Origin of the sequence: Helicobacter pylori oki112 (genome assembly GCF_000600085.1) — a bacterium.
Classification (GTDB): Bacteria; Campylobacterota; Campylobacteria; order Campylobacterales; family Helicobacteraceae; genus Helicobacter; species Helicobacter pylori_CY.
Genome location: NZ_CP006821.1, coordinates 360,641 through 384,907 on the forward strand (window position 1 = coordinate 360,641; position 24,267 = coordinate 384,907).

The 24,267-nt window shown below is 38.9% G+C and carries 29 protein-coding genes; 18 read left to right on the forward strand and 11 right to left on the reverse strand.

Annotated elements, in window-relative coordinates; translation table 11 throughout:
* Positions 1-2: 2 nt before the first annotated feature.
* The 10 genes from HPOKI112_RS01715 (at position 3) to HPOKI112_RS01760 (ending at position 8,446) form a co-directional block, all read left to right on the forward strand.
* Complete coding sequence (locus tag HPOKI112_RS01715; protein ID WP_025275669.1) at positions 3-866, forward strand: ABC transporter ATP-binding protein; 864 nt, start codon at positions 3-5, stop codon at positions 864-866.
* Positions 863-1,669 (forward strand): ABC transporter ATP-binding protein, encoded by an 807-nt coding sequence (locus tag HPOKI112_RS01720; RefSeq protein WP_025276703.1) that lies wholly within the window; start codon positions 863-865, stop codon positions 1,667-1,669. Before HPOKI112_RS01715 ends, HPOKI112_RS01720 begins: the two co-directional genes overlap by 4 nt.
* A 19-nt stretch (positions 1,670-1,688) precedes the next feature.
* Positions 1,689-2,771, forward strand: coding sequence for a GTPase ObgE (gene obgE, locus HPOKI112_RS01725; protein WP_025276704.1), 1,083 nt, complete (start codon positions 1,689-1,691; stop codon positions 2,769-2,771).
* Between the two features lie 41 nt (positions 2,772-2,812).
* Complete coding sequence (locus HPOKI112_RS01730; RefSeq protein WP_025309650.1) at positions 2,813-3,808, forward strand: alginate lyase family protein; 996 nt, start codon at positions 2,813-2,815, stop codon at positions 3,806-3,808.
* Between the two features lie 239 nt (positions 3,809-4,047).
* On the forward strand, positions 4,048-4,602 hold the full coding sequence (locus tag HPOKI112_RS01735) for a YceI family protein (protein ID WP_025276706.1): 555 nt from the start codon (positions 4,048-4,050) through the stop codon (positions 4,600-4,602).
* A gap of 9 nt (positions 4,603-4,611) precedes the next feature.
* Positions 4,612-5,904: a glutamate-1-semialdehyde 2,1-aminomutase gene (gene hemL, locus HPOKI112_RS01740; RefSeq protein ID WP_025276707.1), complete on the forward strand. Its 1,293-nt coding sequence runs from the start codon at positions 4,612-4,614 to the stop codon at positions 5,902-5,904.
* A gap of 5 nt (positions 5,905-5,909) precedes the next feature.
* Positions 5,910-6,173 (forward strand): AtpZ/AtpI family protein, encoded by a 264-nt coding sequence (locus tag HPOKI112_RS01745; protein WP_001885479.1) that lies wholly within the window; start codon positions 5,910-5,912, stop codon positions 6,171-6,173.
* A gap of 15 nt (positions 6,174-6,188) precedes the next feature.
* Positions 6,189-6,590: a hypothetical protein gene (locus HPOKI112_RS01750; protein ID WP_025276708.1), complete on the forward strand. Its 402-nt coding sequence runs from the start codon at positions 6,189-6,191 to the stop codon at positions 6,588-6,590.
* Positions 6,591-6,673: 83 nt separating this feature from the next.
* Entirely contained in the window at positions 6,674-7,552 is an 879-nt protein-coding gene (locus HPOKI112_RS01755; protein ID WP_025276709.1) for a carbon-nitrogen hydrolase family protein, read from the forward strand.
* Between the two features lie 12 nt (positions 7,553-7,564).
* Positions 7,565-8,446 (forward strand): polysaccharide deacetylase family protein, encoded by an 882-nt coding sequence (locus HPOKI112_RS01760; protein ID WP_025276710.1) that lies wholly within the window; start codon positions 7,565-7,567, stop codon positions 8,444-8,446.
* 53 nt (positions 8,447-8,499) lie between these two features.
* Here the strand turns inward: HPOKI112_RS01760 and HPOKI112_RS01765 are convergent, their stop codons facing one another.
* Positions 8,500-9,192: a hypothetical protein gene (locus HPOKI112_RS01765; RefSeq protein WP_025276711.1), complete on the reverse strand. Its 693-nt coding sequence runs from the start codon at positions 9,190-9,192 to the stop codon at positions 8,500-8,502.
* Between the two features lie 10 nt (positions 9,193-9,202).
* A complete protein-coding gene (locus HPOKI112_RS01770; RefSeq protein WP_015427519.1) occupies positions 9,203-10,312 on the reverse strand; it encodes a DNA-methyltransferase in 1,110 nt (369 codons plus the stop codon).
* A gap of 103 nt (positions 10,313-10,415) precedes the next feature.
* Between HPOKI112_RS01770 and HPOKI112_RS01775 the strand changes: the two genes are divergently transcribed.
* Both HPOKI112_RS01775 and HPOKI112_RS01780 read left to right on the forward strand, forming a co-directional pair.
* Positions 10,416-10,784, forward strand: coding sequence for a hypothetical protein (locus HPOKI112_RS01775; protein WP_025275679.1), 369 nt, complete (start codon positions 10,416-10,418; stop codon positions 10,782-10,784).
* Complete coding sequence (locus HPOKI112_RS01780; RefSeq protein WP_025309651.1) at positions 10,784-11,746, forward strand: CobW family GTP-binding protein; 963 nt, start codon at positions 10,784-10,786, stop codon at positions 11,744-11,746. Before HPOKI112_RS01775 ends, HPOKI112_RS01780 begins: the two co-directional genes overlap by 1 nt.
* Positions 11,747-11,751: 5 nt before the next feature.
* Here HPOKI112_RS01780 and HPOKI112_RS01785 read toward each other — a convergent pair whose 3' ends face one another.
* Positions 11,752-12,897 carry a YbfB/YjiJ family MFS transporter gene (locus tag HPOKI112_RS01785; protein ID WP_015427522.1) on the reverse strand — a complete coding sequence of 382 codons (1,146 nt, stop codon included), beginning with the start codon at positions 12,895-12,897 and terminating at the stop codon, positions 11,752-11,754.
* 145 nt (positions 12,898-13,042) lie between these two features.
* Between HPOKI112_RS01785 and HPOKI112_RS08200 the strand changes: the two genes are divergently transcribed.
* A complete protein-coding gene (locus HPOKI112_RS08200; protein WP_049800972.1) occupies positions 13,043-13,258 on the forward strand; it encodes a hypothetical protein in 216 nt (71 codons plus the stop codon).
* 134 nt (positions 13,259-13,392) lie between these two features.
* On the opposite strand, the gene HPOKI112_RS01795 is transcribed toward HPOKI112_RS08200, so the two are convergent.
* The 5 genes from HPOKI112_RS01795 to HPOKI112_RS01815 all read right to left on the reverse strand — a co-directional run bounded on the left by HPOKI112_RS01795 (position 13,393) and on the right by HPOKI112_RS01815 (position 18,216).
* On the reverse strand, positions 13,393-14,148 hold the full coding sequence (locus HPOKI112_RS01795; RefSeq protein ID WP_025309652.1) for a HugZ family heme oxygenase: 756 nt from the start codon (positions 14,146-14,148) through the stop codon (positions 13,393-13,395).
* A gap of 59 nt (positions 14,149-14,207) precedes the next feature.
* On the reverse strand, positions 14,208-15,833 hold the full coding sequence (gene argS, locus HPOKI112_RS01800; RefSeq protein ID WP_025222552.1) for an arginine--tRNA ligase: 1,626 nt from the start codon (positions 15,831-15,833) through the stop codon (positions 14,208-14,210).
* A gap of 2 nt (positions 15,834-15,835) precedes the next feature.
* A complete protein-coding gene (tatA, locus tag HPOKI112_RS01805; protein ID WP_000508577.1) occupies positions 15,836-16,075 on the reverse strand; it encodes a twin-arginine translocase TatA/TatE family subunit in 240 nt (79 codons plus the stop codon).
* 70 nt (positions 16,076-16,145) lie between these two features.
* Positions 16,146-16,766, reverse strand: coding sequence for a guanylate kinase (gene gmk, locus HPOKI112_RS01810; RefSeq protein WP_000551229.1), 621 nt, complete (start codon positions 16,764-16,766; stop codon positions 16,146-16,148).
* Complete coding sequence (locus tag HPOKI112_RS01815; protein ID WP_025309653.1) at positions 16,759-18,216, reverse strand: hypothetical protein; 1,458 nt, start codon at positions 18,214-18,216, stop codon at positions 16,759-16,761. The genes gmk and HPOKI112_RS01815 overlap by 8 nt, the downstream gene beginning before the upstream one ends.
* 142 nt (positions 18,217-18,358) lie before the next feature.
* Between HPOKI112_RS01815 and HPOKI112_RS01820 the strand changes: the two genes are divergently transcribed.
* On the forward strand, positions 18,359-18,901 hold the full coding sequence (locus HPOKI112_RS01820; protein ID WP_025309654.1) for a phospholipase D-like domain-containing protein: 543 nt from the start codon (positions 18,359-18,361) through the stop codon (positions 18,899-18,901).
* 7 nt (positions 18,902-18,908) lie between these two features.
* Here HPOKI112_RS01820 and HPOKI112_RS01825 read toward each other — a convergent pair whose 3' ends face one another.
* Positions 18,909-19,646, reverse strand: coding sequence for an outer membrane protein (locus tag HPOKI112_RS01825; protein WP_001878238.1), 738 nt, complete (start codon positions 19,644-19,646; stop codon positions 18,909-18,911).
* 140 nt (positions 19,647-19,786) lie between these two features.
* Here HPOKI112_RS01825 and flgH point away from each other — a divergent pair, with 140 nt between their 5' ends.
* From flgH to pseH, 4 genes are read left to right on the forward strand one after another with little or no spacing between them, the layout of a single operon-like run.
* The gene (gene flgH / locus HPOKI112_RS01830; protein ID WP_025309655.1) at positions 19,787-20,500 is read left to right on the forward strand and encodes a flagellar basal body L-ring protein FlgH; all 714 of its coding nucleotides are present in this window, start codon (positions 19,787-19,789) and stop codon (positions 20,498-20,500) included.
* 17 nt (positions 20,501-20,517) lie between these two features.
* Positions 20,518-21,201, forward strand: coding sequence for a pseudaminic acid cytidylyltransferase (gene pseF, locus HPOKI112_RS08545; protein ID WP_025309656.1), 684 nt, complete (start codon positions 20,518-20,520; stop codon positions 21,199-21,201).
* Entirely contained in the window at positions 21,192-22,064 is an 873-nt protein-coding gene (locus HPOKI112_RS08550; protein ID WP_025309657.1) for a hypothetical protein, read from the forward strand. Before pseF ends, HPOKI112_RS08550 begins: the two co-directional genes overlap by 10 nt.
* Complete coding sequence (pseH, locus tag HPOKI112_RS01845) at positions 22,061-22,603, forward strand: UDP-4-amino-4,6-dideoxy-N-acetyl-beta-L-altrosamine N-acetyltransferase (protein ID WP_025309658.1); 543 nt, start codon at positions 22,061-22,063, stop codon at positions 22,601-22,603. The genes HPOKI112_RS08550 and pseH overlap by 4 nt, the downstream gene beginning before the upstream one ends.
* Here pseH and HPOKI112_RS01850 read toward each other — a convergent pair.
* Positions 22,536-23,474, reverse strand: a complete 939-nt coding sequence (locus HPOKI112_RS01850; protein ID WP_025309659.1) for a tetraacyldisaccharide 4'-kinase — start codon at positions 23,472-23,474, stop codon at positions 22,536-22,538. The genes pseH and HPOKI112_RS01850 overlap by 68 nt on opposite strands.
* Positions 23,471-24,253 carry an NAD+ synthase gene (locus HPOKI112_RS01855; RefSeq protein WP_025309660.1) on the reverse strand — a complete coding sequence of 261 codons (783 nt, stop codon included), beginning with the start codon at positions 24,251-24,253 and terminating at the stop codon, positions 23,471-23,473. The genes HPOKI112_RS01850 and HPOKI112_RS01855 overlap by 4 nt, the downstream gene beginning before the upstream one ends.
* Positions 24,254-24,267: the final 14 nt, after the last annotated feature.

A 24,267-nucleotide genomic window follows, 5' to 3' on the forward strand; every position in this document is an offset into this window, starting at 1 on the left:
GCATGATTTTAGAAGTTAAAGATTTAAAAACTTATTTTTTCACCGATAAGGGCGTGAATAAAGCGGTAGATGGCGTGAGTTTTAGCTTGAAAAAGTCTCAAACGCTTTGCATTGTAGGGGAGAGCGGGAGCGGGAAAAGCATCACTTCGCTTTCTATTCTAGGGTTGATTGAAAAGCCCGGGAAAATTGTAGGGGGGAGCATTCAATTTTTAGGGCAGGATTTGTTGCAACTCAAAGAAAAGCAGATGCAAAAAGAAATCAGAGGTAAAAAGATTGGCATGATCTTTCAAGAGCCTATGACGAGCCTAAACCCTTCCTACACCGTGGGTTTTCAAATCAATGAAGTGTTGAAAATCCACCACCCTAACCTTAATAAAAAAGAACGCTTAGAAAGGGTGGTCTATGAGTTAGAGCGCGTAGGCATTCCCCATGCAGGGGACAAATACCACGAATACCCTTTCAATCTCAGTGGAGGGCAGCGCCAAAGGGTGATGATCGCTATGGCTATGGTGTGTGAGCCTGAAATCTTGATCGCTGATGAGCCGACGACAGCGTTAGATGTAACCATTCAAGCGCAGATTTTAGAATTGATGAAAGAATTGCAACAAAAAAAAGGCACTTCTATTTTGTTTATCACCCATGATTTAGGCGTGGTGGCGCAAATCGCTGATGAAGTGGTGGTGATGTATAAAGGGCATGTGGTGGAGCAAGCGAGCGCCAAAGAGCTTTTTGCTGATCCAAGACACCCTTATACGAAAGCTCTTTTAAGCGCGATCCCTAAACCGGGCAAAGAATACCGCAAAAAACGCTTAGAAACCGTGGATGAGAATATAGATTATTTGAGTTTTCAAAAGGAGTTGCGATGAAGCTCTTAGAAATTAAAGAATTGAAAAAATCCTATGCGATAGACAGGGGGTTATTCAAACCCAAAAGGATCATCTATGCGCTCAACGGGATTAGTTTTGAAGTGGAACAAAATGAAGTTTTAAGCATCGTGGGGGAGAGCGGTTGCGGGAAAAGCACGACAGCTAAAATTTTAGCTGGGATTGAAAGGCAAGATAGCGGGGCGATTTATTTCAATGGTAAGCGCCATTTGCATTTTAGCAAACAGGATTGGTTTGATTACCGCAAAAAGGTGCAAATGATTTTTCAAGACCCTTATTCTAGCCTAAACCCTCGGTGGAAAGTGGGCGAGATCATCGCTGAACCCTTGCTTTTAAATTCTCATTTTTCAAAAAAAGAAATCAAAACAAAAGTGCTAGAGATCATGCAAAAAGTGGGCTTGAAATTAGAATGGATCGATCGTTACCCCCACCAGTTTTCAGGCGGTCAAAGGCAACGAATCGGCATTGCTAGGGCGCTCATTTTGCATCCCAGCGTGGTGATTTGCGATGAGCCTGTGTCTGCGCTAGATGTGTCCATTCAAGCGCAAGTGTTGAATTTGCTCTTGGATTTGCAAAAAGAAATGGGGCTGACTTATATTTTTATCAGCCATGATTTAGGGGTGGTGGAGCATATAAGCGATAAAATCATCGTAATGAATCAGGGGCAAATCGTAGAAACGGGGGATGTGGATAGCGTGATAAGCGCTCCAAAGCACCCTTATACGCAGAAATTACTCAATGCGGTGCCGCATTTGGAAAAATCCATGCAAAGATTTGCCAAATAAAAGAAAGGATTTTTAAGCTGTGTTTGTAGATAGCGTGGAAATTATCATCGCTTCGGGTAAGGGGGGGCCTGGAATGGTGAGTTTTAGGCGAGAAAAGTTTGTTATCAAGGGAGGCCCTGATGGGGGCGATGGAGGCGATGGGGGCGATGTGTATTTTGAAGTGGATAACAATACCGACACTCTAGCGAGTTTTAGAGGCACTAAACACCATAAGGCTAAAAACGGGGCTCCAGGAGGCACACGAAATTGCACGGGCAAAAAGGGCGAAGACAAGATTATTGTCGTGCCGCCAGGAACGCAAGTTTTTGTAGATGATAAGTTGTGGCTTGATTTAGTGGAACCTAAAGAAAGAGTGTTAGCCTTAAAAGGAGGCAAGGGGGGGTTAGGGAATGCGCATTTTAAAAGTGCGACTAAACAACAACCCACTTACGCGCAAAAAGGCCTAGAGGGGGTTGAAAAATGCGTGCGTTTGGAATTAAAGCTCATCGCTGATATAGGGTTAGTGGGCTTCCCTAATGCGGGTAAATCCACGCTCATCTCCACCATCTCTAACGCTAAGCCTAAAATCGCTAATTATGAATTCACGACTCTAGTGCCTAATTTAGGGGTTGTGAGGGTAGATGAGAAAAGCGAATTTCTAATGGCTGATATTCCTGGCATTATTGAAGGGGCTAGTCAGGGAAAAGGCTTAGGGATTAGCTTTTTAAAGCATATTGAACGCACCAAAGTTTTAGCCTTTGTTTTAGACGCTTCTAGGCTGGATTTGGGCATTAAAGAGCAATACCAACGCTTGAGATTGGAGTTGGAAAAATTTTCACCCGCTTTGGCCAATAAGCCTTTTGGGGTGTTGCTCAATAAATGCGATGTTGTAGAAAACATTGATAAGATGGCTAAGGATTTTTGCACCTTTTTAAACTTAGAAGCACAAAAATTAGAGGCGTTTGATCTAGAGCCGTATTTAGGGTTTTTACACCCCAATTTAACCAACGATTTTGAAAAACACCCTAATGAAAAATCAGCGCTCTTTGTCTTACCCCTTTCAGCGGTTAGCGCTCTTAATACGCATGCGCTTAAATTTGTGTTGTTGGAAGCGTTACCATAAAACGCTATTTTTAAACCAATCCATTAAAATAAAGGCGAGGAATGAAAAGATTTGTTTTGTTTTTATCATTCATGTGCGTTTGCGTTTGCGTTCAAGCTTACGCCGAGCAAGATTACTTTTTTAGGGATTTTAAATCCACAGATTTGCCCAAAAAACTCCATCTTGATAAAAAGCTCTCCCAAACAATACAGCCATGCGCGCAACTTAACGCATCAAAACACTACACTTCTACCGGGGTTAGAGAGCCTGATAAATGCACAAAGAGTTTTAAAAAATCCGCTATCATGTCCTATGACTTAGCGCTAGGTTATTTAGTGAGCCAAAACAAACCATACGGCTTAAAAGCTATAGAAATTTTAAACGCTTGGGCTAAAGAGCTTCAAAGCGTAGACACTTATCAGAGCGAGGATAATATCAATTTTTACATGCCTTATATGAACATGGCTTATTGGTTTGTCAAAAAGGCGTTTCCTAGCCCAGAATATGAAGATTTTATTAAGCGGATGTGCCAGTATTCTCAATCAGCTCTTAACACTAACCATGGGGCGTGGGGCATTCTTTTTGATGTGAGCTCTGCACTAGCACTAGATAATCATGCTCTTTTGCACAATAGCGCTAATCGGTGGCAGGATTGGATATTTAAAGCCATAGATGAGAATGGGGTTATTGCTAGCGCGATCACTAGGAGCGATACGAGTGATTATCATGGCGGCCCTACAAAGGGCATTAAGGGGATAGCTTATACCAATTTTGCGCTTCTTGCGCTAACCATATCAGGCGAATTGCTTTTTGAGAACGGGTATGATTTGTGGGGTAGTGAGGCCGGGAAAAGGCTCTCTGTGGCGTATAACAAAGTTGCAACATGGATTTTAAACCCTGAAACTTTCCCTTATTTCCAGCCTAACCTTATCGGAGTGCATAACAACGCCTATTTCATTATTTTAGCCAAGCATTATTCTAGCCCTAGTGCGGATGAGCTTTTAAAGCAAGGCGATCTACACGAAGATGGTTTCAGGCTTAAACTCCGATCGCTGTGAATTTTTCTGTATTCAAGGTTATAGCGATAGCCATGCGCTATAACCTTTTTATGAATGGTTTAGAAAGTTTGTTTCAGTTAGCATTATTTACAAAAAGAGTTTAAAATAAACGCAATTGTATCTCTTGAGTCGTCTTTAGAGTGCAAATGATTATCAAAATGAATCGTTTTAGTTGTAAGCGTGCTTGTTTACACTAAAATAATAAGCGTTATTGATAAGACCACATTAAAGGATAATGAATGAAAAAAATGGTTTTGGTATCGGTTTTACTGGCAGGGTTTTTGCAAGCGGTGAATTTGGATTTATCTTCGGCTAAGCTAACATGGACAGCCTTTAAATCTAAGGCTAAAACACCAGTAAATGGGAGTTTTGAAAGCATCACCTATAAATTGGGTAAATCTCAAGATAGTTTAAAAACCCTTTTAGAAGGGGCAACTGCGAGCATGGATAGCTTGAAAGTCAATTTAGGCGATGACACTAAAAACAAAAATGTTAAAGAAGCTTTTTTCGCTCTTTTTAAAAACACTAACATCAAAGTAACTTTCAGGAATGTGATAGAAGGCGATCATGCAGGTTCTCTTACGGCTTATGTGAGGATGAATGAAAAGCTGGTGAAAGTGCCTATGCAATACACGATTGCTGAGGATAAGCTCGTGGTTAAAGGGGTCTTGGATCTATTGAGTTTTGGCTTGAAAAACGAATTAGCGAGCTTGGCTAAACGATGCGAGAGTTTTCATGAGGGCTTGACTTGGTCGCAAGTGGAAATCCAATTTGAAAGCATGATTAAGGGATAATTTAAAACCATGGAGTTATTGCACAGCATTAATGATTTTAATGAAGCTAAGCAGGTGATCGCTGGGGGGGTCAATTCACCTGTGAGGGCGTTTAAGAGCGTTAAAGGCACTCCCCCCTTTATTTTGAAAGGTAAGGGAGCGTATCTTTATGATGTGGATAACAACCATTATATAGATTTTGTGCAAAGCTGGGGGCCTTTGATTTTTGGGCATGCTGATGAAGAGATTGAAAAAAATATTATTAATACATTAAAAAAAGGCACTTCTTTTGGCGCTCCCACAGAATTAGAAACCACTTTAGCTAAGGAAATCATTTCTTGTTATGAAGGCTTAGATAAGGTGCGTTTAGTGAATAGCGGCACAGAAGCGACCATGAGCGCGATACGACTCGCTAGAGCTTATAGCCAAAAAGACGATTTGATCAAGTTTGAAGGGTGCTATCATGGGCATAGCGACTCCTTGTTGGTGAAAGCGGGTAGCGGGTGTGCTACTTTTGGCTCTCCTTCTTCTTTAGGCGTGCCGAACGATTTTAGCAAACACACTCTAGTGGCTCGTTATAACGATTTAAACTCTACAGAAGAATGCTTTAAAAAAGGCGATGTGGGGTGCGTCATCATTGAACCCATTGCCGGGAATATGGGGTTAGTGCCGGCTCAAAAAGAGTTTTTATTGGGCTTAAAGGCTTTGTGTGAAAAATACCAAGCGGTGCTGATTTTAGATGAAGTGATGAGCGGGTTTAGAGCGAGTTTGAGCAGTTCGCAAGAATTTTATGGCGTGGTGCCGGATTTGGTAACCTTTGGTAAGGTGATAGGCGCGGGGCTTCCTTTGGCGTGTTTTGGGGGGCGTGCGGAAATTATGGACTTGCTCTCACCCATTGGAGGCGTGTATCAAGCAGGCACATTGAGCGGTAACCCCCTAGCGGTGTGCGCAGGGTTGAGTGCACTTTATAAAATCAAAAGAGACAAAACCCTTTATACCCGTTTAAACGCTTTAGCCGTTCGTTTGACTCAAGGTTTAAAAAAGAGTGCTCAAAGCTATAACATCGCTTTAGAAACGCTCAACATGGGGAGCATGTTTGGCTTTTTCTTTAACGAAAATGCGGTGCACGATTTTGATGACGCTTTAAAAAGCGATACAGAAATGTTTGCAAAATTCCACCAAAAAATGCTCTTTAAGGGCGTGTATTTGGCATGTTCAAGCTTTGAAACCGGCTTTATTTGTGAGCCTATGACTGAAGAGATGATTGATTTAGCGGTTGCAAAAGCCGATGAAAGTTTTGATGAAATCATAAAAGGTGTGTGAATTTTTTGAAAAAGCCAAAGTATTATAAATTCATAGAGGGGGCGAATTATTTGAGCTTGGGGCTTTCTATGGTGGTAGCGATCCTTATGGGCGTGGCTATAGGCTATGGGCTTAAAAAACTCACTCATGTTTCGTGGCTTTTTTGGCTTGGGGTTATTTGGGGCGTGTTAGCGAGCTTTCTTAATGTCTATAAGGCTTATAAAAACATGCAAAAAGACTATGAAGAACTAGCCAAAGACCCTAAATACACACAAAACAAAACAAAATAAATACCATAAAAGCCCATGTGCCAAATCCAATGCTTGCTTATTTTACTTTTTATCAATATAGTTAGCGCGATTATCGTTTATTTTTTCCAAGCATTTCAAGGGGTTTTGAATTTTGAAGGGGGGTTTTTAGGGTTTTTTATCGTGGCGCTGTCTTCGTATCATGGCGTTAAAAAGCGTTTGGATTTAAGGAAACAAAATGGAGAAAAAGAAGAAAAGCAAAAATTCCAAAAATTTGCTCTGGGTTTGGAAATGTCTTTCAATGTGTGGCGTTTAGGGGGGTATGGGGTTTTATTAGGCATTTTAGGAGCGCTTTTATTCTTGCATCTTTTTAATGGGTTAATCTTTCTTATCGGCGTGTTTGTGAGCTCGCTCTCTAGCGCGTTATTACGATTCTTAAACAATAATGGTAAGTTTTGACACAAACGCATATGGATTTTAACCCCTTTAATCCTCTTTTAATTTTTAATCCTATACAATAAAAACAAAAATGGGAGTGGATCTTGAAAATAAAAAATCCCGCTAAAAGAATCCTAAAAACCGCCGTGATTCAAATGCAATCCAAACCCTACGCCTTAAATGAAAACCTGCAATTAGCACTCAACTTGGCCAAAGAAGCCCACGACAAAGGTGCGAATCTCATTGTTTTACCGGAATTGTTTGATAGTGGTTATTGCACGAATGATAAGGATGCAGAGTTTGGGATAAATCTTAAAGCGATAGAGCATGGAAAGCTAAAAAACGAGTCGTTGAGTGCGTTAAGTAATTTTGCAAAATCTAATAAAGTGCATCTAGTGGCATGTAGCATTGAAAAAACCAATCAAAAACTCTACGACAGCGCTTATATCATTCCACCAAAAGGAAAAATCGTTGGAAAACACCGCAAGATTTATTTGTGGGGCGATGAAAAATCGCGCTTCAAAAGGGGTAAAAAATACGAGGTTTTTACGCTGGATTTTGGGGATTTTAGCGCGAAAGTGGGTTTGCAAATTTGCTATGAAATCGGCTTTGGCGTAGGCGCGAACCTGTTAGCGTTACAAGGAGCGGAGGTTTTAATTTACCCTAGCGCGTTTGGCAAAGCTAGGGCTTATAATTGGGATTTATTGAGCAGGGCTAGAGCGTTAGAAAATGGCTGCTTTGTGTGTGCGTGCAATCATAGTGGGGAAGAAACTAACGCTCAATTAAAACAAACGCTAGAATTTGCCGGCGATTCAAGAATCATCGCGCCCAATGGGAAAATCATCGCGCAAGCCACTAAACTCAATGAGGTCATTATCGCTGAAATGGATTTGAACGAAGTGGCACTGCAACGCCAAAAAATCCCTTATTTACAAGATTTTGACACCAAACTCACCAAAAAGGGGTTTGGAAAACTCACTTAAAAAGGAGCAATTATGGCAAAAGAAATTTTAGTGGCTTATGGCGTGGATATTGATGCGGTGGCTGGTTGGCTAGGGAGCTATGGTGGGGAGGATTCGCCTGATGATATTTCGCGCGGGCTTTTTGCGGGTGAAGTGGGGATCCCACGGCTTTTGAAATTGTTTAAAAAATACCATCTCCCTGCGACTTGGTTTGCGCCGGGGCATTCTATTGAAACTTTTCCAGAGCAAATGAAAATGATCGTGGATGCAGGGCATGAAGTGGGCGCGCATGGGTATTCGCATGAAAACCCTATCGCTATGAGCGCTAAGCAAGAAGAAGATGTTTTGTTAAAAAGCGTTGAATTGATTAAAGATCTCACCGGCAAAGCCCCCACAGGCTATGTGGCGCCGTGGTGGGAGTTTTCTAATATCACTAATGAATTGCTTTTAAAACACGGCTTCAAATACGACCACTCGCTCATGCACAATGATTTCACGCCCTATTATGTGCGCGTGGGGGATAGTTGGAGCAAGATTGATTATAGTTTGGAAGCCAAGGATTGGATGAAGCCTTTAATCCGTGGGGTGGAAACAAATTTAGTGGAAATCCCTGCGAATTGGTATTTGGACGATTTACCGCCGATGATGTTTATCAAAAAATCCCCCAATAGCTTTGGTTTTGTAAGCCCACACGATATAGGGCAAATGTGGATCGATCAATTTGATTGGGTTTATCGTGAGATGGATTATGCGGTGTTTAGCATGACAATCCACCCTGATGTGAGCGGACGCCCGCAAGTGTTGCTCATGCATGAAAAAATCATTGAGCATATCAACAAGCATGAGGGCGTGCGTTGGGTAACATTCAATGAAATCGCTGACGATTTCTTAAAACGAAACCCCAGAAAAAAATAGCGGTTGAGATTGTATCTAAGTTGGTGTGGATTTAGTGGGATTCGCACTGACTGCTACAAATAAACTTTCAATTCATTTTCCATTAGTTTGATTGTTTTATTGAGAATTTGTTTTTCTAAAGGTTTGAAATTTTTGTGTATGGGTTGGTTTATGTCTCTTTCGCCTTTGAGTAAGGTTACTATATTTAGATTCACGCTTTCAAAGTAGCTCATTATAGAATGCGTGGGTTTTGATCCCAATAGGGTTTCTGGCAAAGCTGAATAATCACCTCCTAATTGACTTTCTAGCTGAAATAAATAACAAGATATATTTGGATATAAAGTTTTAAGGAGATGAAAATCTACTAATATTCGCTTTAGCATAGCATTTTCCGTATAGGCTTTACACTCTATCCCCATAACCAATTGATTATCCACAAATATATGTTTATCAACGCTCAATCCGTAATAATAATCTTTCTTACGCTCTAATATATATGCCCTTACTTGTTTGTTAGCTATATTTTCTATGTAGCTGTCTTTGATAGGAATCTTTATTTTCTTGGAATTTATTTCAAGTCTATCAGTTTTGCCACCAATATTTTGCCACGCTATTTTTATAATCTCTTCGCTGATGTCTTCTAGTAATTTGCCTTTGGTACTTCTTATAACTCCGCCATATGCCCTGCTATCTTGCCCTTGAGCATCTTTATCAATATCTTTAACCACGCTATTATAAACTTGTATAATATCTTCTATAGAATTCAAATCACATCTCTCAATTAAATAAATTTGTTACTTCTTTTAGTCTTGCTCTTGCTACTTCACAATACTTTTCGCTAATGTCTATGCCTATAAAACTGCGCCCTAATTGTTTGGCGACTTTTGTCGTTGTTCCTGCACCATTAAATGGATCTAATACAATATCATTTTGATAGGAAAATAGTTTTAAACACCGCTTTACTAATTCTTCTGGGAACATTGCATCATGCCCATATTGTTTCATGTTGCGTTCTGGGGCAAAGTTCCACTTTGCATAAACCCACTTTTTAAATTCATCATCGGTTATGTCAATGCTGTCTTTATCGCCCTCTTTTTTAAGGTTATTTTTGCAAAAAATTTCAATAAACTCCCACGAATATTTTAAATATGGTGCAGCAGGGCTTTTCCAGCTTCCCCAAGTACAGTATTTGCAGTTGTAGTTGTTCTTTTCCCATAAAATCTCGCCTTTCCAAATAAGCCCTTCATCAATGAAAAATTTGCTGATAAAATGGTGTGTAGGGATATAATCGCTAAACATAGGTTGGATATTGACAATGATTCGCCCTCCGCTTTTTAATACACGAATACACTCTTTAAAAATGGCAAAAAGCGTGTTGAAATACTCTTGCCAAAGATTTGCATCCTGCGTTGTGCTGTAATTGATGCCAAAGTTGTAAGGTGGCGAAGTTAGCACTATATCTATGCAATTATTTGGGAGCTTTTTTAAAAACTCCAAGCTATCTTCGCAGTAAATTTGATTAAGACAGCTTTGAATCTCATTTGTCTCCTTGCTAAACTCTTTTTTGTAAGATTCGTAAGCCAATCTTGCCTTTGCGTTTTGCTTTTTGTTGGCGACTTTTTTGGCTTTGTTGAAGCTCTTAAACACGATTTTGCCATTTTGACTAGAAAATGAGCGAATTTTATATAACTCCTCTAATGTCTTTTGAACCAGCGTATTTTGTGTAGTAGATTCAAGCATTTTTAAATCCACAATGTCAAAATTAAGCGTGATATTTGAAGGATTAACAATCGATTCAATACCGCAAGATTGTAACAATGAAAGTGCGTCTGTTATCTCATCTGGTGCATAAATATTTTCTAGCGTGAGAGTTCTATAATCCTGCATTAAATTTCCTAATCAATAAATAAATAAATAATTAAACAGCACGAGATTTATTCTTGTTTTTTCAGTAAAATTGTAGCATGATTTAGATTTAAAAGGTTGGAAGATGTGCGTTTTATGCGGGGAGCTTATCAGTTCTTTTCATTGGACCGATGGGAGCGATAGTTATGAGATTGATGAAAATTTGAAAGGGCAAAATGCGCTTATTAGCGCCAATGAAAACGCCAGAGAACGCAAAAGAGCACGACTCAAACGAGTAAGATTGCTCAATCAAATCCTGGCGTTTTATGGGCTAAAAATGGACGATTGGCAAGGTGCGAAGTTTGTGTTGCACGATAAAAAAGGGCAGAGCGTGATGGTGAATGATTTAGGCGATTTGTGGGATAAGGCACAAAACTTAACCAAAAAAGAGATGGACGCGCTGGATTCTAATCTGTTAGCGTTTTTAAATCAAAATACAAACGCCACTCACTGATGCCTAAAATCCCTATCACGCTCATCACCGGTTTTTTAGGCAGCGGTAAAACGAGTTTTTTAAGCGAGTATTTAAACCAAATAGATCACCAAGGCGTCGCTCTTATCATCAATGAAATCGGTCAAGCCGCCTTGGATCAACGCATCTTAAGCGTTCAGTATTGCGGTGAAAAAATGCTCTATCTTAACGCAGGGTGCGTGTGTTGCAACAAACGCATGGATTTAGTGGAGTCTCTAAAAGCCGCACTCAATGACTATGAATGGCGTGGCGAAATTTTAAAGCACATCATCATTGAAACCACCGGTTTAGCCAACCCGGCGCCGATTTTATGGACGATTTTGAGCGACACTTTTTTAGGGGCGCATTTTGAGATTCAAAGCGTGGTGGTTTGCGTGGATGCATTGAATGCTAGAGTGCATTTAACCAACAATGAAGCTAGAGAGCAAATCGTTTTTGCTGATAGCGTTTTGTTGACCAAAACGGATTTGCAAAACGACAGCACGGCTTTAATCAAATTAAAAGAGCGCTTGTGGGCCATTAACCCTAGCACGGAAATTTTTGACAAGAGGGCGATAGACTATGAGAGTCTCTTTTCACGCAAAAATAGGGTGCATCGTGTGATCTTGCCAGCAAAAGATTCGCACTCGCAAGGCTTTGAAACTTTAAGCATTAATTTTGAAGGGGCGATGGAATGGAGCGCGTTTGGGATTTGGCTGAGTTTGTTATTGCATCAATACGGCACGCAGATTTTACGCATCAAGGGGATTATTGATATTGGAAGCGATCTTTTGGTGAGTGTTAACGGCGTGATGCATATCATTTACCCGCCTAAACATATTTTAAAGGATCAAAACGGCTCTAATCTCGTTTTTATCATGCACCATTTAGAGCGTGAAAAAATCTTAAATTCCTTAAAGGGTTTTAAGGATTTTCTCGGCATCAAGGGTTTTGAAACCCCATAATTTTTCTATTTATTGGTAGCTGTTTGCATTTTAATGGGGAAAAGAACGATGAAGCTTAAAACCAAACACACCCCACAAATGACAAAAATCAAAAGATAGCCCAAATCCCCTAAAAAAATCGTAAAAAGATACGAAAAAAGCGCTTGGAAAATGCCAAAAGAAAACACCACCCACGAAGACGCTTTAGCGAAATGCTTTGCGCCTGCAATTTTTAAAGCCATCATGCTGAATAAATTGATATTGGCAGTTGTAGCCGCTCCCATTACAAAGATGCTTAAATTGAGTAAAGAGATTTGGTGGAAAAAAATGGGCAAAAAGCATGCGATAGATTTTAAAATAAGGATAAAGATATTGGCGTTTTTAGCCCCTAGCTTTTGAGCCATGGGGCCGCTGATTAAAGAGCCAAGCGTAGCGCCAAAGCCAAAAAATGCCCACGAAGTTCCAGCGATAGTGGGGGAGATATTTAAATGACGGATCAAATAATCCACCCAAAAAAGCGTGTGCGGTAAAAAACCAATCGCATTGAGCGCGCAAGAAATGAGCAATAACCACAAATGAAAGGGGATTTTAAACGCGCTTTCTTCTTTTTTAACGGATCTTTTCCTTAAAGAGCGGGTTTTTAACCCCACTAAGGAAAGGATAAAGGCTATCAAACAACTGCCCCCTAAAAAAATCCAAGCCCATTTGATATTATAAGAGCTAATCCATGGCAGAACAAACCCGCTAAAGACAGATCCAATGCCTACAGCGCTGAAAATAAACCCCCCCACTAAGGCTCTTTTATTTTCTTTGACATAGGGTAAAGAGAGAGGGGCGACTAAAATCATTAACGCGCTGCTAGCCACACCGGCGATAAAACGCCAGATCCAAAGCCAAAAGAAAGGGATACTATCAAAATAACAGACTAAAAAACTCAAAGCGATCAAACCAAAACTGATTTTAGCGATGCTTTCTAATGACATTAACGGGCTTAAAAATTGGATTAAAAAACTCCCAAAAACATAGCCCATTAACACCGCAATACCCAGTTGGAAGCTTTGGTGTGGGGTTAAACTCCCTGATAAAATGAGTAGGGGGATTAAAACCACATAGCCAAAACGAGCCAAGCCGTTAGACACAAAAACCCCTAAAAAACAAACAAACACGCGCATTTTGATCCTTAACACATGACAAGTTATAAAAAGATCTTATATTATATTGAAACTTGTTAATTGATGGTGCATAATGGAAGAAAGATAAGAATAAATTTAAGGAGCGTCCTTTATCAATACCCGTATCGCTAAAGAGACCCCACGATTGAATAAAAAAGAGTTGGTTATCGGTGTTATAGAGCTTGCTTCAAAAGCGCTTCATAAAAACAAGGCTTTTACTAGAATAAGGCTTTTTTGCGGTGGTGATCAATTGATGAAACAGAGATTTAACTATGGGCTAGGCTTAAAAAGAGCATCACTGAATAGCATAAAAGCGTTTTTTTGTCATTTTGGAAAAATTTTGTCATTTTTTTGTTTTTGATGCTTTTTGTGTGGTGTTAGCCCATAAAAAGGCTTTTAGTATTTTTTAAGGTTAAATAATAAAGAGCTTGATTTTGCCGTAACCTCTTTAAAAAGCGGTCTTTTGGGGCGTTTGCCCCTTATTAGTGAGAAAGTTTATTTCTTGTGAGCGAAATTGTGCGGGTTGCCTTTATCCCCAACATAAGCGATTTTGTCGCCTAAAATGTCATAAGCTTGACCAAAGCCTTTCACAAAACGCCCTTCTTTGAAATCCAATGCGATCAAATGGAAATCTTGCATGGTGCGAATGGTTTTAATGCCCCCAGCACCGCCGGTTTTTTCAATGAAAGAATCAAACGCTTTGTCAAACTCCGCCCCTCTTTCAATAAAACGAGCGTGGGTTTTATAACGCAAGCGTTTTCTCAAAATAGCTGATTTAGCCTTGCTCTCGTCTTCTAAAAACATCACTTCCACATTGTGGGGGTTGTTTTTAAGGCCCGCAAAATGTTCAGCCACTTCGCTCACATAAATATAGTATTGTTTGCCATCGCTCATTAAAGGCGCATAAGAGCATACCACATGCCCATTAGGGTGCAAGGTCGCTAAACAAACAGAATCAAAGCTCTCTTTAAAGGCTTTAATTTCTTCTTCCACGCCTTTTAAATCATGGGTTTTTTCTACGCTTTGACACAATTCAATGATAGCGTTTTTATAGTCTTTAGGATCTTTGACTTCGTGGTTAAATTCAATCCTTAAGGTTTGATTGTGGTTATAACCAATCACAATGCCTTGAGAATCCACGCTTTTAAAGGCGACATTTTCAGCGTGATGGACTTGCCCGAATTTTTTCAACAAACCTTTCATGTCTTCTACATGGTGAGCGTTCATGTGTTCTATAATACGATTAAGCATAATATTCTCCTTAGTTTCAAAAAATAAGGGAATGTTATAACAAAAAATTAAATATTAGCTTAATCTTTAGCGGAAATTTTGGTTTTTATCTCTATGCCTAAAAGTTTGAAAGCGTTGCTCAAACTCAAGCTCACCATTAAACAAATTTTTAAAAGCTCTTTAGCTTTAGGGGTGTTTAAAATCTTGCCAGCGTTATAGAAGCGGTGGAATTCTGAGGCGAGGGTTTTTGCGTATTCGCACATTTTTTGCAAGCCGTATTCTTCAAAAGAAGATTCAATGATTTTAGGCAAGCTTAAAGCGCTAAAAAGCAGGTATTTTTCTTCAGCGTTTAAATTGGTTAAAGGGGTTTGTAAAATTTCTTCTTTAGAAAAGGGCGATTTTTCTAGCATGGTGTGGATGCGCGAATTAGCGTAATGGATATAGTAAATAGGGTTTGAGCTGTCTTGCTTTTTTAAAGTATTGACATCAAATTCTAAATGCGTGTCAAGCCGTTTGCTTAAAAAAATAAACCTTAAAGCGTCTTTACCCACATCATCAATCACATCTTTAATCAAAATGAAATTACCCGCTCTTTTACTCATCTTGTAAGGCTCGTTATCTTTGAGCAAGCGCACCATTTGAGCGAGCAAGACTTCAAGCTTGTTGGAATCATAGCCCAAAAACTCAAGGCTGGCTTTCACTCTAGCGATATAGCCGTGGTGGTCTGCCCCCCAAATGTTGATATATTTGGTGTAATTTTGCTTGAATTTTTCATCATGATAGACAATATCGCCGGCTAAATAAGTGTAGCTCTTATCTTCTTTAATGAGCACCCGATCGCTTTCATCTTGGTAGAGTGAAGATTTGAGCCAGATTTTAGAATCTTTTTCATAAAGGGCGTTCGCTTTTTCTAGTCGTTCAAACACCGCATCTTTATGTTTAAAAACTTCTCTTTCGCTCGCATAGGAATCAAAATGAATGCCTAAAGCGTCTAAGTTATCTTTAATTTCTAAAAGCATTAGATCTTTAGCATAGCCGCTTAAAACTTCAATAATAGTTTCTTTGTTTTCTTTAAAAAGGCTTGGCTCTAAATCGTTGTTCGCCTGTTTAGCGATTTCAATGATGTATTCGCCTTTGTAAAAGACTTCTGGGTAAGTTACGCTTTCTTGTAAAACATGCTCTCTGTAAGCGAGCCATACAGAAAGCCCTAACAAGCGGATTTGAGATCCCATGTCATTAACATAATATTCGCACAAAACTTCATGCCCTAAAAAGCGAGCGATTTTAGCCAGACTATCGCCAAACACCGCCCCTCTAGCATGCCCTATGTGTAAAGGCCCTGTGGGGTTAGCGCTCACAAATTCTAAAAAGATTTTTTGAGAACGCTCGCTTTTGGGTTGAGAGCCAAATTTTTCTTTTAATTCCAAAGCCTTTTGGGTGAAACGCTCTAAAAAATCTAAAGAAAGCGTGAAATTGATATAGCCCTTACAAGCCACTACGCCGTCAAAAAACCCTTGAGTTTTTTCATGCGTGCTGATTTTAAGGGCTAACTCTTCAGCAATAACTAAGGGCGATTTTTTAAAAACTTTGGCGAGATTGAAAGCAATGGGCGTAGCGTAATGCCCATGTTCTCTGTCTTTAGGGTATTCAATAATGGCTTCAGCTTCTAAAATCTCTTCTAAAACGCCCTTAATGAGAGTGTGCATGTTTAACTTTCTTGTTTGCTTTTAATCTCGCTAGTTTCATGCACCTTGGTTTGCGCTGCTTGAGCGTCTAGGGTTTTTGGCTCGTTTTTAGCCTCTTCTTCATCGTCCTTCACGGCTTTTTTGAAATTTTTAATCCCACTGCCTAAACCTTTAGCCAACTCTGGGATCTTTTTAGCCCCAAATAACAATACAATCACTAATAAAACAATGACCCAATGCCATATGCTTGTGAATCCGCCCATATTTTACTCCTTAAACTATTGGTTGGTTTTTTCCTGAATTATAGCTTTTTTAAAAAATAATTGGTAGGTTTTATAAGGATTCGTTTTTCCAAGCCTTGCATATTTTTTCAAAATTAAACGCTTTTAAGCGATGGACTAAAGTTTTTGCGATGCTTAAGATGATTTCTTTGGATTTTTCTAAATCTTCATTGATGATGAGGTAATCAAAGCTCTCCAAGCACTGCATTTCTTTATAAGCGTTGATCAAGCGTTTTTCTATCGTCTCTTTAGAATCCGTCCCCCTTAAAAGCAAGCGCTCTTTTAAAATCTCTTGGTTTTTGGTGCTAATAAAGACTGAACATGCGTTGGGGTAATGTTTTTTAAGGATTTCATGCCCTTGCACATCAATATCAAAAATAACGATTTTGCCCTCTTTTAAGGCTTTTTCTACAGGGATTTTAGAAGTGCCATAGTAGTGGTTATGCACGATCGCCCATTCTAAAAACTGCCCTTTTTCTATGCCTTGTTTGAACTCTTCTTCGCTGACAAAATTGTAATGCAAGCCATCAACTTCGCCCTCTCTAGGCTTCCTCGTGGTGGTGGAAAGGGAAAAATGGGTTTTTGGGATTTTTTCTTGCAAATACTTTGTAAGGGTGCTTTTACCCGCTCCGCTAGGGCCTGAAAGGATGAGTAAATTAAAATCATTATGCATTAGGTTTTTTATCCTCTAAAGTGATTTTAATGCTTAAGGTCTTGTTTTCTAAAAGGCTTTTTAAGGACTCTTGATTGAGGCTTTTTAATAAATCCTGCAAATTCAAGCGCAATTCTAGGGGGCTGGAAGTTTTATCGCTTTCTTCTTTTTCTTGTGGGGTTTTTATATCGCTCTCTTTAGGGGTTTCTGTGTCGTTCTCATTATTAGGGGTTTTTGCAACGGCTTCATTCAAAAAGGGCAATTCTTCCCCCATCGCTTTAGCCATCACCGGCTCAGGAATGTCTTCAATGCTTTCGTAATGGTCTTCTTGGGTTTCTTTTTCTTGGGTTTCTTTTTCTTGGGTTTCTTTTTCTTGGGTTTCTTTTTCTTGGGTTTCTTCTTTAGGGATTTCTAATTCTTGCGTTTCTTTTTCTTGCGGGGTTTCTGCGCTTTCTTGGGCTTCTTTTTTATCCTCTTGGCCGTTAGAGTTTTCTTGGATTTCTTTGACCAATTCTTGCATGGCCTCTAATTCTTGCGCGCTTGGGGAATCTTGTGTTTTTTCTTGTTTTTCTTCTTTAATTTCTTGCGTTTCTTCTTTGATTGGCTCTTGTTCTTTGATTGGCTCTTGTTCTTTAACTTCTTCTTGCTCTTCTTCTTTAACTTCTTCTTGCTCTTCTTCTTTAACTTCTTCTTGCTCTTCTTCTTTAACTTCTTCTTGCTCTTCTTCTTTAACTTCTTCTTGCTCTTCTTCTTTAACTTCTTCTTGCTCTTCTTCTTTAACTTCTTCTTGCTCTTCTTCTTTAACTTCTTCTTGCTCTTCTTCTTTAACTTCTTCTTGCGTTTCCAACTCTTTAGAAACTTCTTTATCTTTGAGGGTTTCACCCTCTTGCGTTTCATCATCTTTAGGCTTTTCTTCTTTTTGGGGAGTTTCTTTAATCTCTTCTTCTTTAACCTCTTCTTTTTCTTCTTGATCGTTTAAAGTGGGGAGTAGTTGCTCTTCATTGTTAGGCTCTTCTTGCGCTAGGGCCTCTAAATCGCCTAAACTTTCTAACTCGTCCCAATTGGTTTCTAAAACTTCTTGAGTTGGGTCTAAATTCTGGCTAGGCTCTAGCTCGCTTATGTTAGAACCAAGCTTTTTTTGAAGGACTTTCAACATTTCAGTGGGTAAAAAAGGTTTTTTGATTTTCACCTCAAAGCCCTCTAAAAAGGGCTGTGCTTCATTGCCTTTTTTATACATGCACACGCTGTTTTTATTTTGAGAGATGGTTTCTTTTAATTCTAGCCAATCCACTTGATCTAGTTTTTCCAAACATTCATCATCGGCTATCAAAAGCCATTCTGGATCTTTTTTAAGGTGTGCGGATAGCTCTTGATAGTGGTTAAAATTTTCCATAGATAATTCTAATTTCTTAGAGACACTCTCAAGCAGTTTTGCGATCATGGGGTTTTGGTTGAATAGAATCATTTTCATTTTAGGGACTCCTTATTTTATTAAGAAACGCTTCTTTAAGCCTATCAATTTTTATCGCTTTTTTTAAATCTTTTATTATAATCAAAAATCCACTTGGTTGGTTGTTTTTATCATGAGTGTAATTTAAAATAAGGATCATTTGATGTTCAACAAGTTTAAAAAAATCGTTGGCGTGGGCGTGTTAGTAGGCTGTTTAGGGGTTTTGCAAGCTAAAAACAGCTTATTTGTCTTACCTTATGAGCAAAAAGACGCTCTCAATTCTTTAGTTTCTGGCATTAGCAACGCCAGAGAGAGCGTGAAAATCGCTATCTATAGTTTCACGCACAGAGATATTGCAAGAGCGATTAAAAGCGTAGCGAGTAGGGGGATTAAGGTGCAAATCATTTATGATTATGAAAGCAATCATAATAACAAGCAATCCACTATTGGCTATTTAGACAAATACCCTAACACGAAAGTGTGCTTATTGAAAGGGCTTAAGGCTAAAAACGGGAATTATTACGGCATCATGCACCAAAAAGTAGCGATCATTGATGATAAGATCGTGTTTTTAGGCTCAGCGAATTGGAGCAAAAACGCTTTTGAAAACAATTACGAAGTGCTTTTAAAAACTGATGACACAGAAACAATCCTTAAAGCCAAGAGTTACTATCAAAAGATGTTAGGGAGTTGCTTTGGGTTTTAAAGCCCTTTTAGAAGTGGTAATTATACCCCACATAAAAGGCAAAGACCCTACGCATTTGAACCTTGAGCGCATCAGTGGTGTAGTATTTGTTATTAATGGTGGGGAATTTAAAACCGATTTCAAATTCATGCTCATCTACAAATAAAGCCTTGAGGCCAAAGTTAAAGAGGAATTGAAAAGAGGTGTTATCAACCGCGCTACTATTAGTGATGCCTAACAATTCCTGCCCTTTACTGCCAATATACCAGCTATTCCCCGCAATCGCAATCCCCCCAAAAACGCCAATATCCACGCTAATATCATCTTGATAGAAACTCCCTTGGAAGAAATTCCACACCGCATCCACGCCCACGCCATAAGTGATCATGTTATTGCCGCCATAATAGCCTTTAGGGTATCTCATGCCATAGCCTTGCCAGTCTAAAAAAGCGAAATAGCGCAAGCCCAAGATTTTATCCGGATGGAAAAAGTGGTTATAGCCCATGACTAATCCAATCCCATTAGATCCCATGTTGGTGAGCTTTTTAACGCTATTAACGCTAGTTATGATATTGGTGTAACCGGTTTGATAGTTAGTCACTTCTCTAACTTCATGGATATTAGTCATTAAATTGATAGAACCTGTTTGGTAATTGAATCCCATATACAAATTTTTTGTCCAAGAAGGTGCTGCGCTTTCTTCTTTAGCTACTAAGGCGTGTGTTAGCAAGCTCGCACCAACTAACATTTTTAACAAGGTTCTCAATTTTATCTCCTGCATAGTAAGTTTCATTATAAAGATCTTAAAGATCTAAATTTTACAACAACTTGCTCAAAATTAAGCATTTATTCTTTATAAGAGAGTATAATTCAAGGCTTAAAATAACTCAAAAGTAAGGCTAGTGGATGAAAAAGGCGCTTTATTTAGGGGCTGTTGCGTTTAGCGTTGTATTCAGCATGGCATCAGCCAATGAGCCAAAAATTGATTTTAACCCTCCCAATTATGTAGAAGAAACCCCCTCTAAAGAATTTATCCCTGAATTGAACAAGTTGGGGAGTTTGTTTGGGCAGGGCGAGCGCCCTTTATTTGCGGACAGGAGAGCGATGAAGCCTAACGATTTGATCACAATCATTGTTTCTGAAAAAGCGAGCGCGAATTATTCCAGCTCTAAAGATTATAAAAGCGCTTCAGGGGGTAATTCCACGCCCCCAAGACTCACTTATAACGGGCTAGATGAAAGAAAGAAACAAGAAGCGCAGTATTTAGACGATAAGAATAATTACAATTTCACCAAATCCAGCAATAACACGAATTTTAAAGGCGGTGGCTCGCAAAAAAAGAGCGAAGATTTAGAGATCGTATTGAGCGCTCGAATCATTAAAGTGCTAGAAAACGGGAATTATTTCATCTATGGGAATAAGGAAGTGCTAGTGGATGGGGAAAAGCAAATCCTTAAGGTGAGTGGGGTGATCCGCCCTTATGATATTGAAAGGAATAACACCATCCAATCCAAGTTTTTGGCTGACGCTAAGATTGAATACACGAATTTAGGGCATTTGAGCGATTCCAATAAGAAGAAATTCGCTGCTGATGCGATGGAAACCCAAATGCCTTATTAAAAAGAGCAAAGCCTAGCATGAAAGCGATCGCTATTGTTTTAGCCAGAAGTTCCAGTAAAAGGATCAAGAATAAAAATATTATTGATTTTTTCAATAAACCCATGCTCGCTTACCCTATTGAAACGGCGCTAAATTCCAAGCTTTTTGAAAAGGTGTTTATCTCTAGCGATAGCATGGAGTATGTTCATTTAGCTAAAAATTATGGGGCGAGTTTTTTGAATTTACGCCCTAAAGTTTTAGCGCACGATAGAGCCACGACTTTAGAGGTGATGGCCTATCACATGAAAGAATTAGAGTTAAAAGATGAAGATGTTGCGTGTTGTTTGTATGGCACTTCAGCACTTTTACAAGAAAAGCATTTAAAAAACGCTTTTGAAATGTTAAAAGAAAATACAGATTATGTTTTCACATGCTCTCCATTTAGCGCTTCGCCCTATCGTTCTTTTAGCCTTGAAAACGGCGTTCAAATGGCTTTTAAAGAGCATTTAAACACGTGCACGCAAGATTTAAAAACGCTCTATCATGACGCAGGATTACTTTATATGGGGAAGGCTCAAGCCTTTAAAGAAATGCGGCCTATTTTTAGTCAAAATTCTATCGCTTTAGAATTATCGCCCTTAGAAGTCCAAGACATTGACACTTTAGAAGATTTAGAATTAGCCAAGCTCAAATACAGCCGTTTGAAAAACGCATGCCAGTAAAAATTTTGTGCGATTGTTTTTTAACAAGCGGTTTGGGGCATGTGAGGCGTTGTGAAAAAATCCTTTCTTTTATAGAAAAATTAGGGGTTAAAGCGGATCTTTATTTATATAAGCGCAATGATATAAGCGCTTTTTTAGAGGGCGTTGGCAATGATGATTTTTTGATTATAGATAGCTATTGTTTAAATTCAAAGGATTTTTATCTTTTAAAAGAAAAAGCCAAAAGCCTTATGGTCATAGAAGATAAAGAGCATGCTAAGGGGTTTTACCCCAAAAACACCAAGATCCTAAATTTCACGCTGAACGCTTTAAAACACTACCATTATTTATCAAAAGATTATCAGTATTATTTGGGGGTGGGGTTTTACCCTGTTGATATGCGTTTTGTCTATGAGCGCCCTATCAATACAGAAAATAAAGAAGTGCTGATCACTCTAGGGGGGAGCGAACAAAAAACGCTTAAAGAGATAGTCAAAATTTTAGAAAATAAGGGCATGCATTTGCATATCATTTCACCTTATATCCCCAAAAATCCTCCCAAAAACACGCATTATTACAGCCCTTTAAGCCCTTTGGAGTTCAGTTCTTTGATGAAATTTTGCACTTGCGCCATTAGCGCTGCTGGTCAAACCCTCTATGAATTAGCCCTTTCTCAAACGCCCTCTCTTATCATTCCCGTTGCTTCTAATCAAATCATTCAAAGCCAAGAATTTGAAAGCTTGGGTATTTTCAAACAAACGAGTTTGAAAACTTTAGCGAAAGATTTTGAAAAATTACAGATTCAAAAAAATCAAGCCTGGACAAAAAACCTGGCCTTTGGGAGTGAGTTAGAGGGCGCATTAAGGGAGTTTTTAGAAATTTGAAAAAAAATTATTCTTATAAAAATATCCAAGCGATTGATTTTGCACATTTAAACGATGAAGAAAAGTTGTTGGTTTTAGAATTTCGTAACCACCCAAACACTGCCTTATGGATGTATAGCGCTTTTATTTCTTTAAAAACGCATTTGCAATTCATAGAAGATTTAAAAAACTCGCCTAACCACCGCTATTTTTTGTTTAAAGAAGAGGGCGTTTATTTAGGGGTTGGCTCTATCACTAAAATCAATTTTTTTCATAAGCATGGGTATTTGGGGATTTATAAAAACCCTTTTTTGAAAAATAGGGGAGAAACTATTTTAAAAGCTTTAGAACGCATCGCTTTTGAAGAATTCCAATTAAATTCTTTGCACTTAGAAGTGATGGAAAACAATTTCAAAGCGATCGCTTTTTATGAAAAAAACCATTATGAGTTAGAGGGGCGTTTGAAAGGCTTTATCTCTAAAGAAAAGGAATTTATAGATGTTCTTTTGTATTGCAAGGATAAGAAAAGATATAACGATCAATCCGCTCTAAAATTTTAGGGCAAATTTCTAGCTTTAAATCCAATACGCTTAAGGGCAAGTTGCAATCTTGTAATTTGACGAGATCTTTTGAAGTAACCAATAAGGAAGTGGCGTTATTTTGATAAAACTCTTTTTCTAAAAGCTTCAAATCAAAAGGGGCATGATCTCTAAAATACAATTTTTTAACCACTTCTTTAGGTAAAAACGCATCAAGCCTGCTAGGATTAGCGATAGCCGTTACTAAAAGCATGCGTTTGGTGGGGTGGGAAATAGAGGTGATTCTTTTATAATCCTTATCTTCTGTAACGACTAAATGGGCTTCTTTATAGCTTTTGATGCTTTCTCTATACAACCCGCTAGGCAAACAAAAGGGGTAGTAGGGGGGGACTTTAGGCTTTAAAAGCAAATTGAATTGGTTGAAATTAAACCTGAAACCATCGTCTAAAAACACGATCTTTGATCCTAATTCAAGGGCTTTTAAAACGCCTAGCTCTCTTTTTTCGCTCACAATCACGCTCGCTTGTTTTAAATTTAAGGCTAAAAGATAGGCTTCATCGCCCGCTGTTTGTTGGGAAACTAAAATGTTTCCTTTAACGCTCACCACCACTAAGCCTTTAGAATCTCGTTGATACCCTCTAGAGACAACCGCCACTTCTTGGTATCTTGGAGCGGTTTCTAAAATAAAGGGCGTTTTACCGCTTCCCCCAGCGATCAAATTGCCTACGCTGATAAGGGGGATTTTAAAATCATGCTTTTTAGCGGTTTTTCTTTTTAAGGTGGCGATGCCTTGATAGATTAAAGAAAAAGGATAGAGCGCAAAAATCAACCCCTTTTGCAAAAGAGTGGGGTCATAAAAATAGCGTTCTAAAAAGGGTTTATCGCTTTTCATTTAGGGTTAAATTTTTGAGCGATGGTGGGTAATTCTAATTTAAAAGCGTTTTTTTGGATACGGCTTGTGATGTTTTTCACTAAAATTTCATCATGGCCTAATTGGGTGAGCGCTTCTGCATCAATGGGCTTGTTTTTGAACAACGCTTCAATATCCTTCAATAAAGGATCGATCACGCTATAAGGATAGCCCAAATCTTTTTCATCGCTTTGCCCTACAAATAAATCCGCGCTAGGGGGCTTGTTTAAAATCTTTTTAGGGATATTCAAATGGCAAGCGAGTTCATAAACTTCGGTTTTAAATAATTCCCCAATCGGGTTAATCGCGCACGCCAAATCCCCAAATAAAGTGCCATAGCCTAGCATTCTTTCGCTTTTATTGCTCGTGCCAATGACTAAAGAATCGCTTTTTAAAGAATAATCGTATAAAAAAGCCATGCGCAATCTTGCACAAAAATTCCCCTTCCTGGTAAGGCTTGCGTCTTTAAAATGAGAGCTAAAGATGGCGTCATAGGGAGCGATAGAATATTCTGTATAAGGGATAGAAAATGTTTCGCACAAATCTAAAGCGTCTGTTTTACTTTCTGGCATAGAAACCAAAGAGGGCATTAAAAGGGCATGAGCGTTTTCTTTAAAAACTTTTTGACACAGCACCCCAACGACCGCGCTATCTAGCCCCCCGCTCAGCCCGTAAACGACTTTTTTAAAGCCTCGTTTTTGTGCTTCTTTTTCTAAAAAATCGCATAAATAAGCGATGAGTTTTTGGTAATCTTTTTGCATGCCTTAAATTATAA

Coding starts and splice junctions, on each gene's coding strand:
- HPOKI112_RS01715 (WP_025275669.1), top strand. CDS start 3: ATGATTTTAGAAGTTAAAGATTTAAAAACTTATTTTTTCACCGATAAG.
- HPOKI112_RS01720 (WP_025276703.1), top strand. CDS start 863: ATGAAGCTCTTAGAAATTAAAGAATTGAAAAAATCCTATGCGATAGAC.
- HPOKI112_RS01730 (WP_025309650.1), top strand. CDS start 2,813: ATGAAAAGATTTGTTTTGTTTTTATCATTCATGTGCGTTTGCGTTTGC.
- HPOKI112_RS01735 (WP_025276706.1), top strand. CDS start 4,048: ATGAAAAAAATGGTTTTGGTATCGGTTTTACTGGCAGGGTTTTTGCAA.
- hemL (WP_025276707.1), top strand. CDS start 4,612: ATGGAGTTATTGCACAGCATTAATGATTTTAATGAAGCTAAGCAGGTG.
- HPOKI112_RS01750 (WP_025276708.1), top strand. CDS start 6,189: ATGTGCCAAATCCAATGCTTGCTTATTTTACTTTTTATCAATATAGTT.
- HPOKI112_RS01760 (WP_025276710.1), top strand. CDS start 7,565: ATGGCAAAAGAAATTTTAGTGGCTTATGGCGTGGATATTGATGCGGTG.
- HPOKI112_RS01770 (WP_015427519.1), bottom strand. CDS start 10,312: ATGCAGGATTATAGAACTCTCACGCTAGAAAATATTTATGCACCAGAT.
- HPOKI112_RS01775 (WP_025275679.1), top strand. CDS start 10,416: ATGTGCGTTTTATGCGGGGAGCTTATCAGTTCTTTTCATTGGACCGAT.
- HPOKI112_RS01780 (WP_025309651.1), top strand. CDS start 10,784: ATGCCTAAAATCCCTATCACGCTCATCACCGGTTTTTTAGGCAGCGGT.
- HPOKI112_RS01785 (WP_015427522.1), bottom strand. CDS start 12,897: ATGCGCGTGTTTGTTTGTTTTTTAGGGGTTTTTGTGTCTAACGGCTTG.
- HPOKI112_RS01795 (WP_025309652.1), bottom strand. CDS start 14,148: ATGCTTAATCGTATTATAGAACACATGAACGCTCACCATGTAGAAGAC.
- argS (WP_025222552.1), bottom strand. CDS start 15,833: ATGCACACTCTCATTAAGGGCGTTTTAGAAGAGATTTTAGAAGCTGAA.
- tatA (WP_000508577.1), bottom strand. CDS start 16,075: ATGGGCGGATTCACAAGCATATGGCATTGGGTCATTGTTTTATTAGTG.
- gmk (WP_000551229.1), bottom strand. CDS start 16,766: ATGCATAATGATTTTAATTTACTCATCCTTTCAGGCCCTAGCGGAGCG.
- HPOKI112_RS01815 (WP_025309653.1), bottom strand. CDS start 18,216: ATGAAAATGATTCTATTCAACCAAAACCCCATGATCGCAAAACTGCTT.
- HPOKI112_RS01820 (WP_025309654.1), top strand. CDS start 18,359: ATGTTCAACAAGTTTAAAAAAATCGTTGGCGTGGGCGTGTTAGTAGGC.
- flgH (WP_025309655.1), top strand. CDS start 19,787: ATGAAAAAGGCGCTTTATTTAGGGGCTGTTGCGTTTAGCGTTGTATTC.
- pseF (WP_025309656.1), top strand. CDS start 20,518: ATGAAAGCGATCGCTATTGTTTTAGCCAGAAGTTCCAGTAAAAGGATC.
- HPOKI112_RS08550 (WP_025309657.1), top strand. CDS start 21,192: ATGCCAGTAAAAATTTTGTGCGATTGTTTTTTAACAAGCGGTTTGGGG.
- HPOKI112_RS01850 (WP_025309659.1), bottom strand. CDS start 23,474: ATGAAAAGCGATAAACCCTTTTTAGAACGCTATTTTTATGACCCCACT.
- HPOKI112_RS01855 (WP_025309660.1), bottom strand. CDS start 24,253: ATGCAAAAAGATTACCAAAAACTCATCGCTTATTTATGCGATTTTTTA.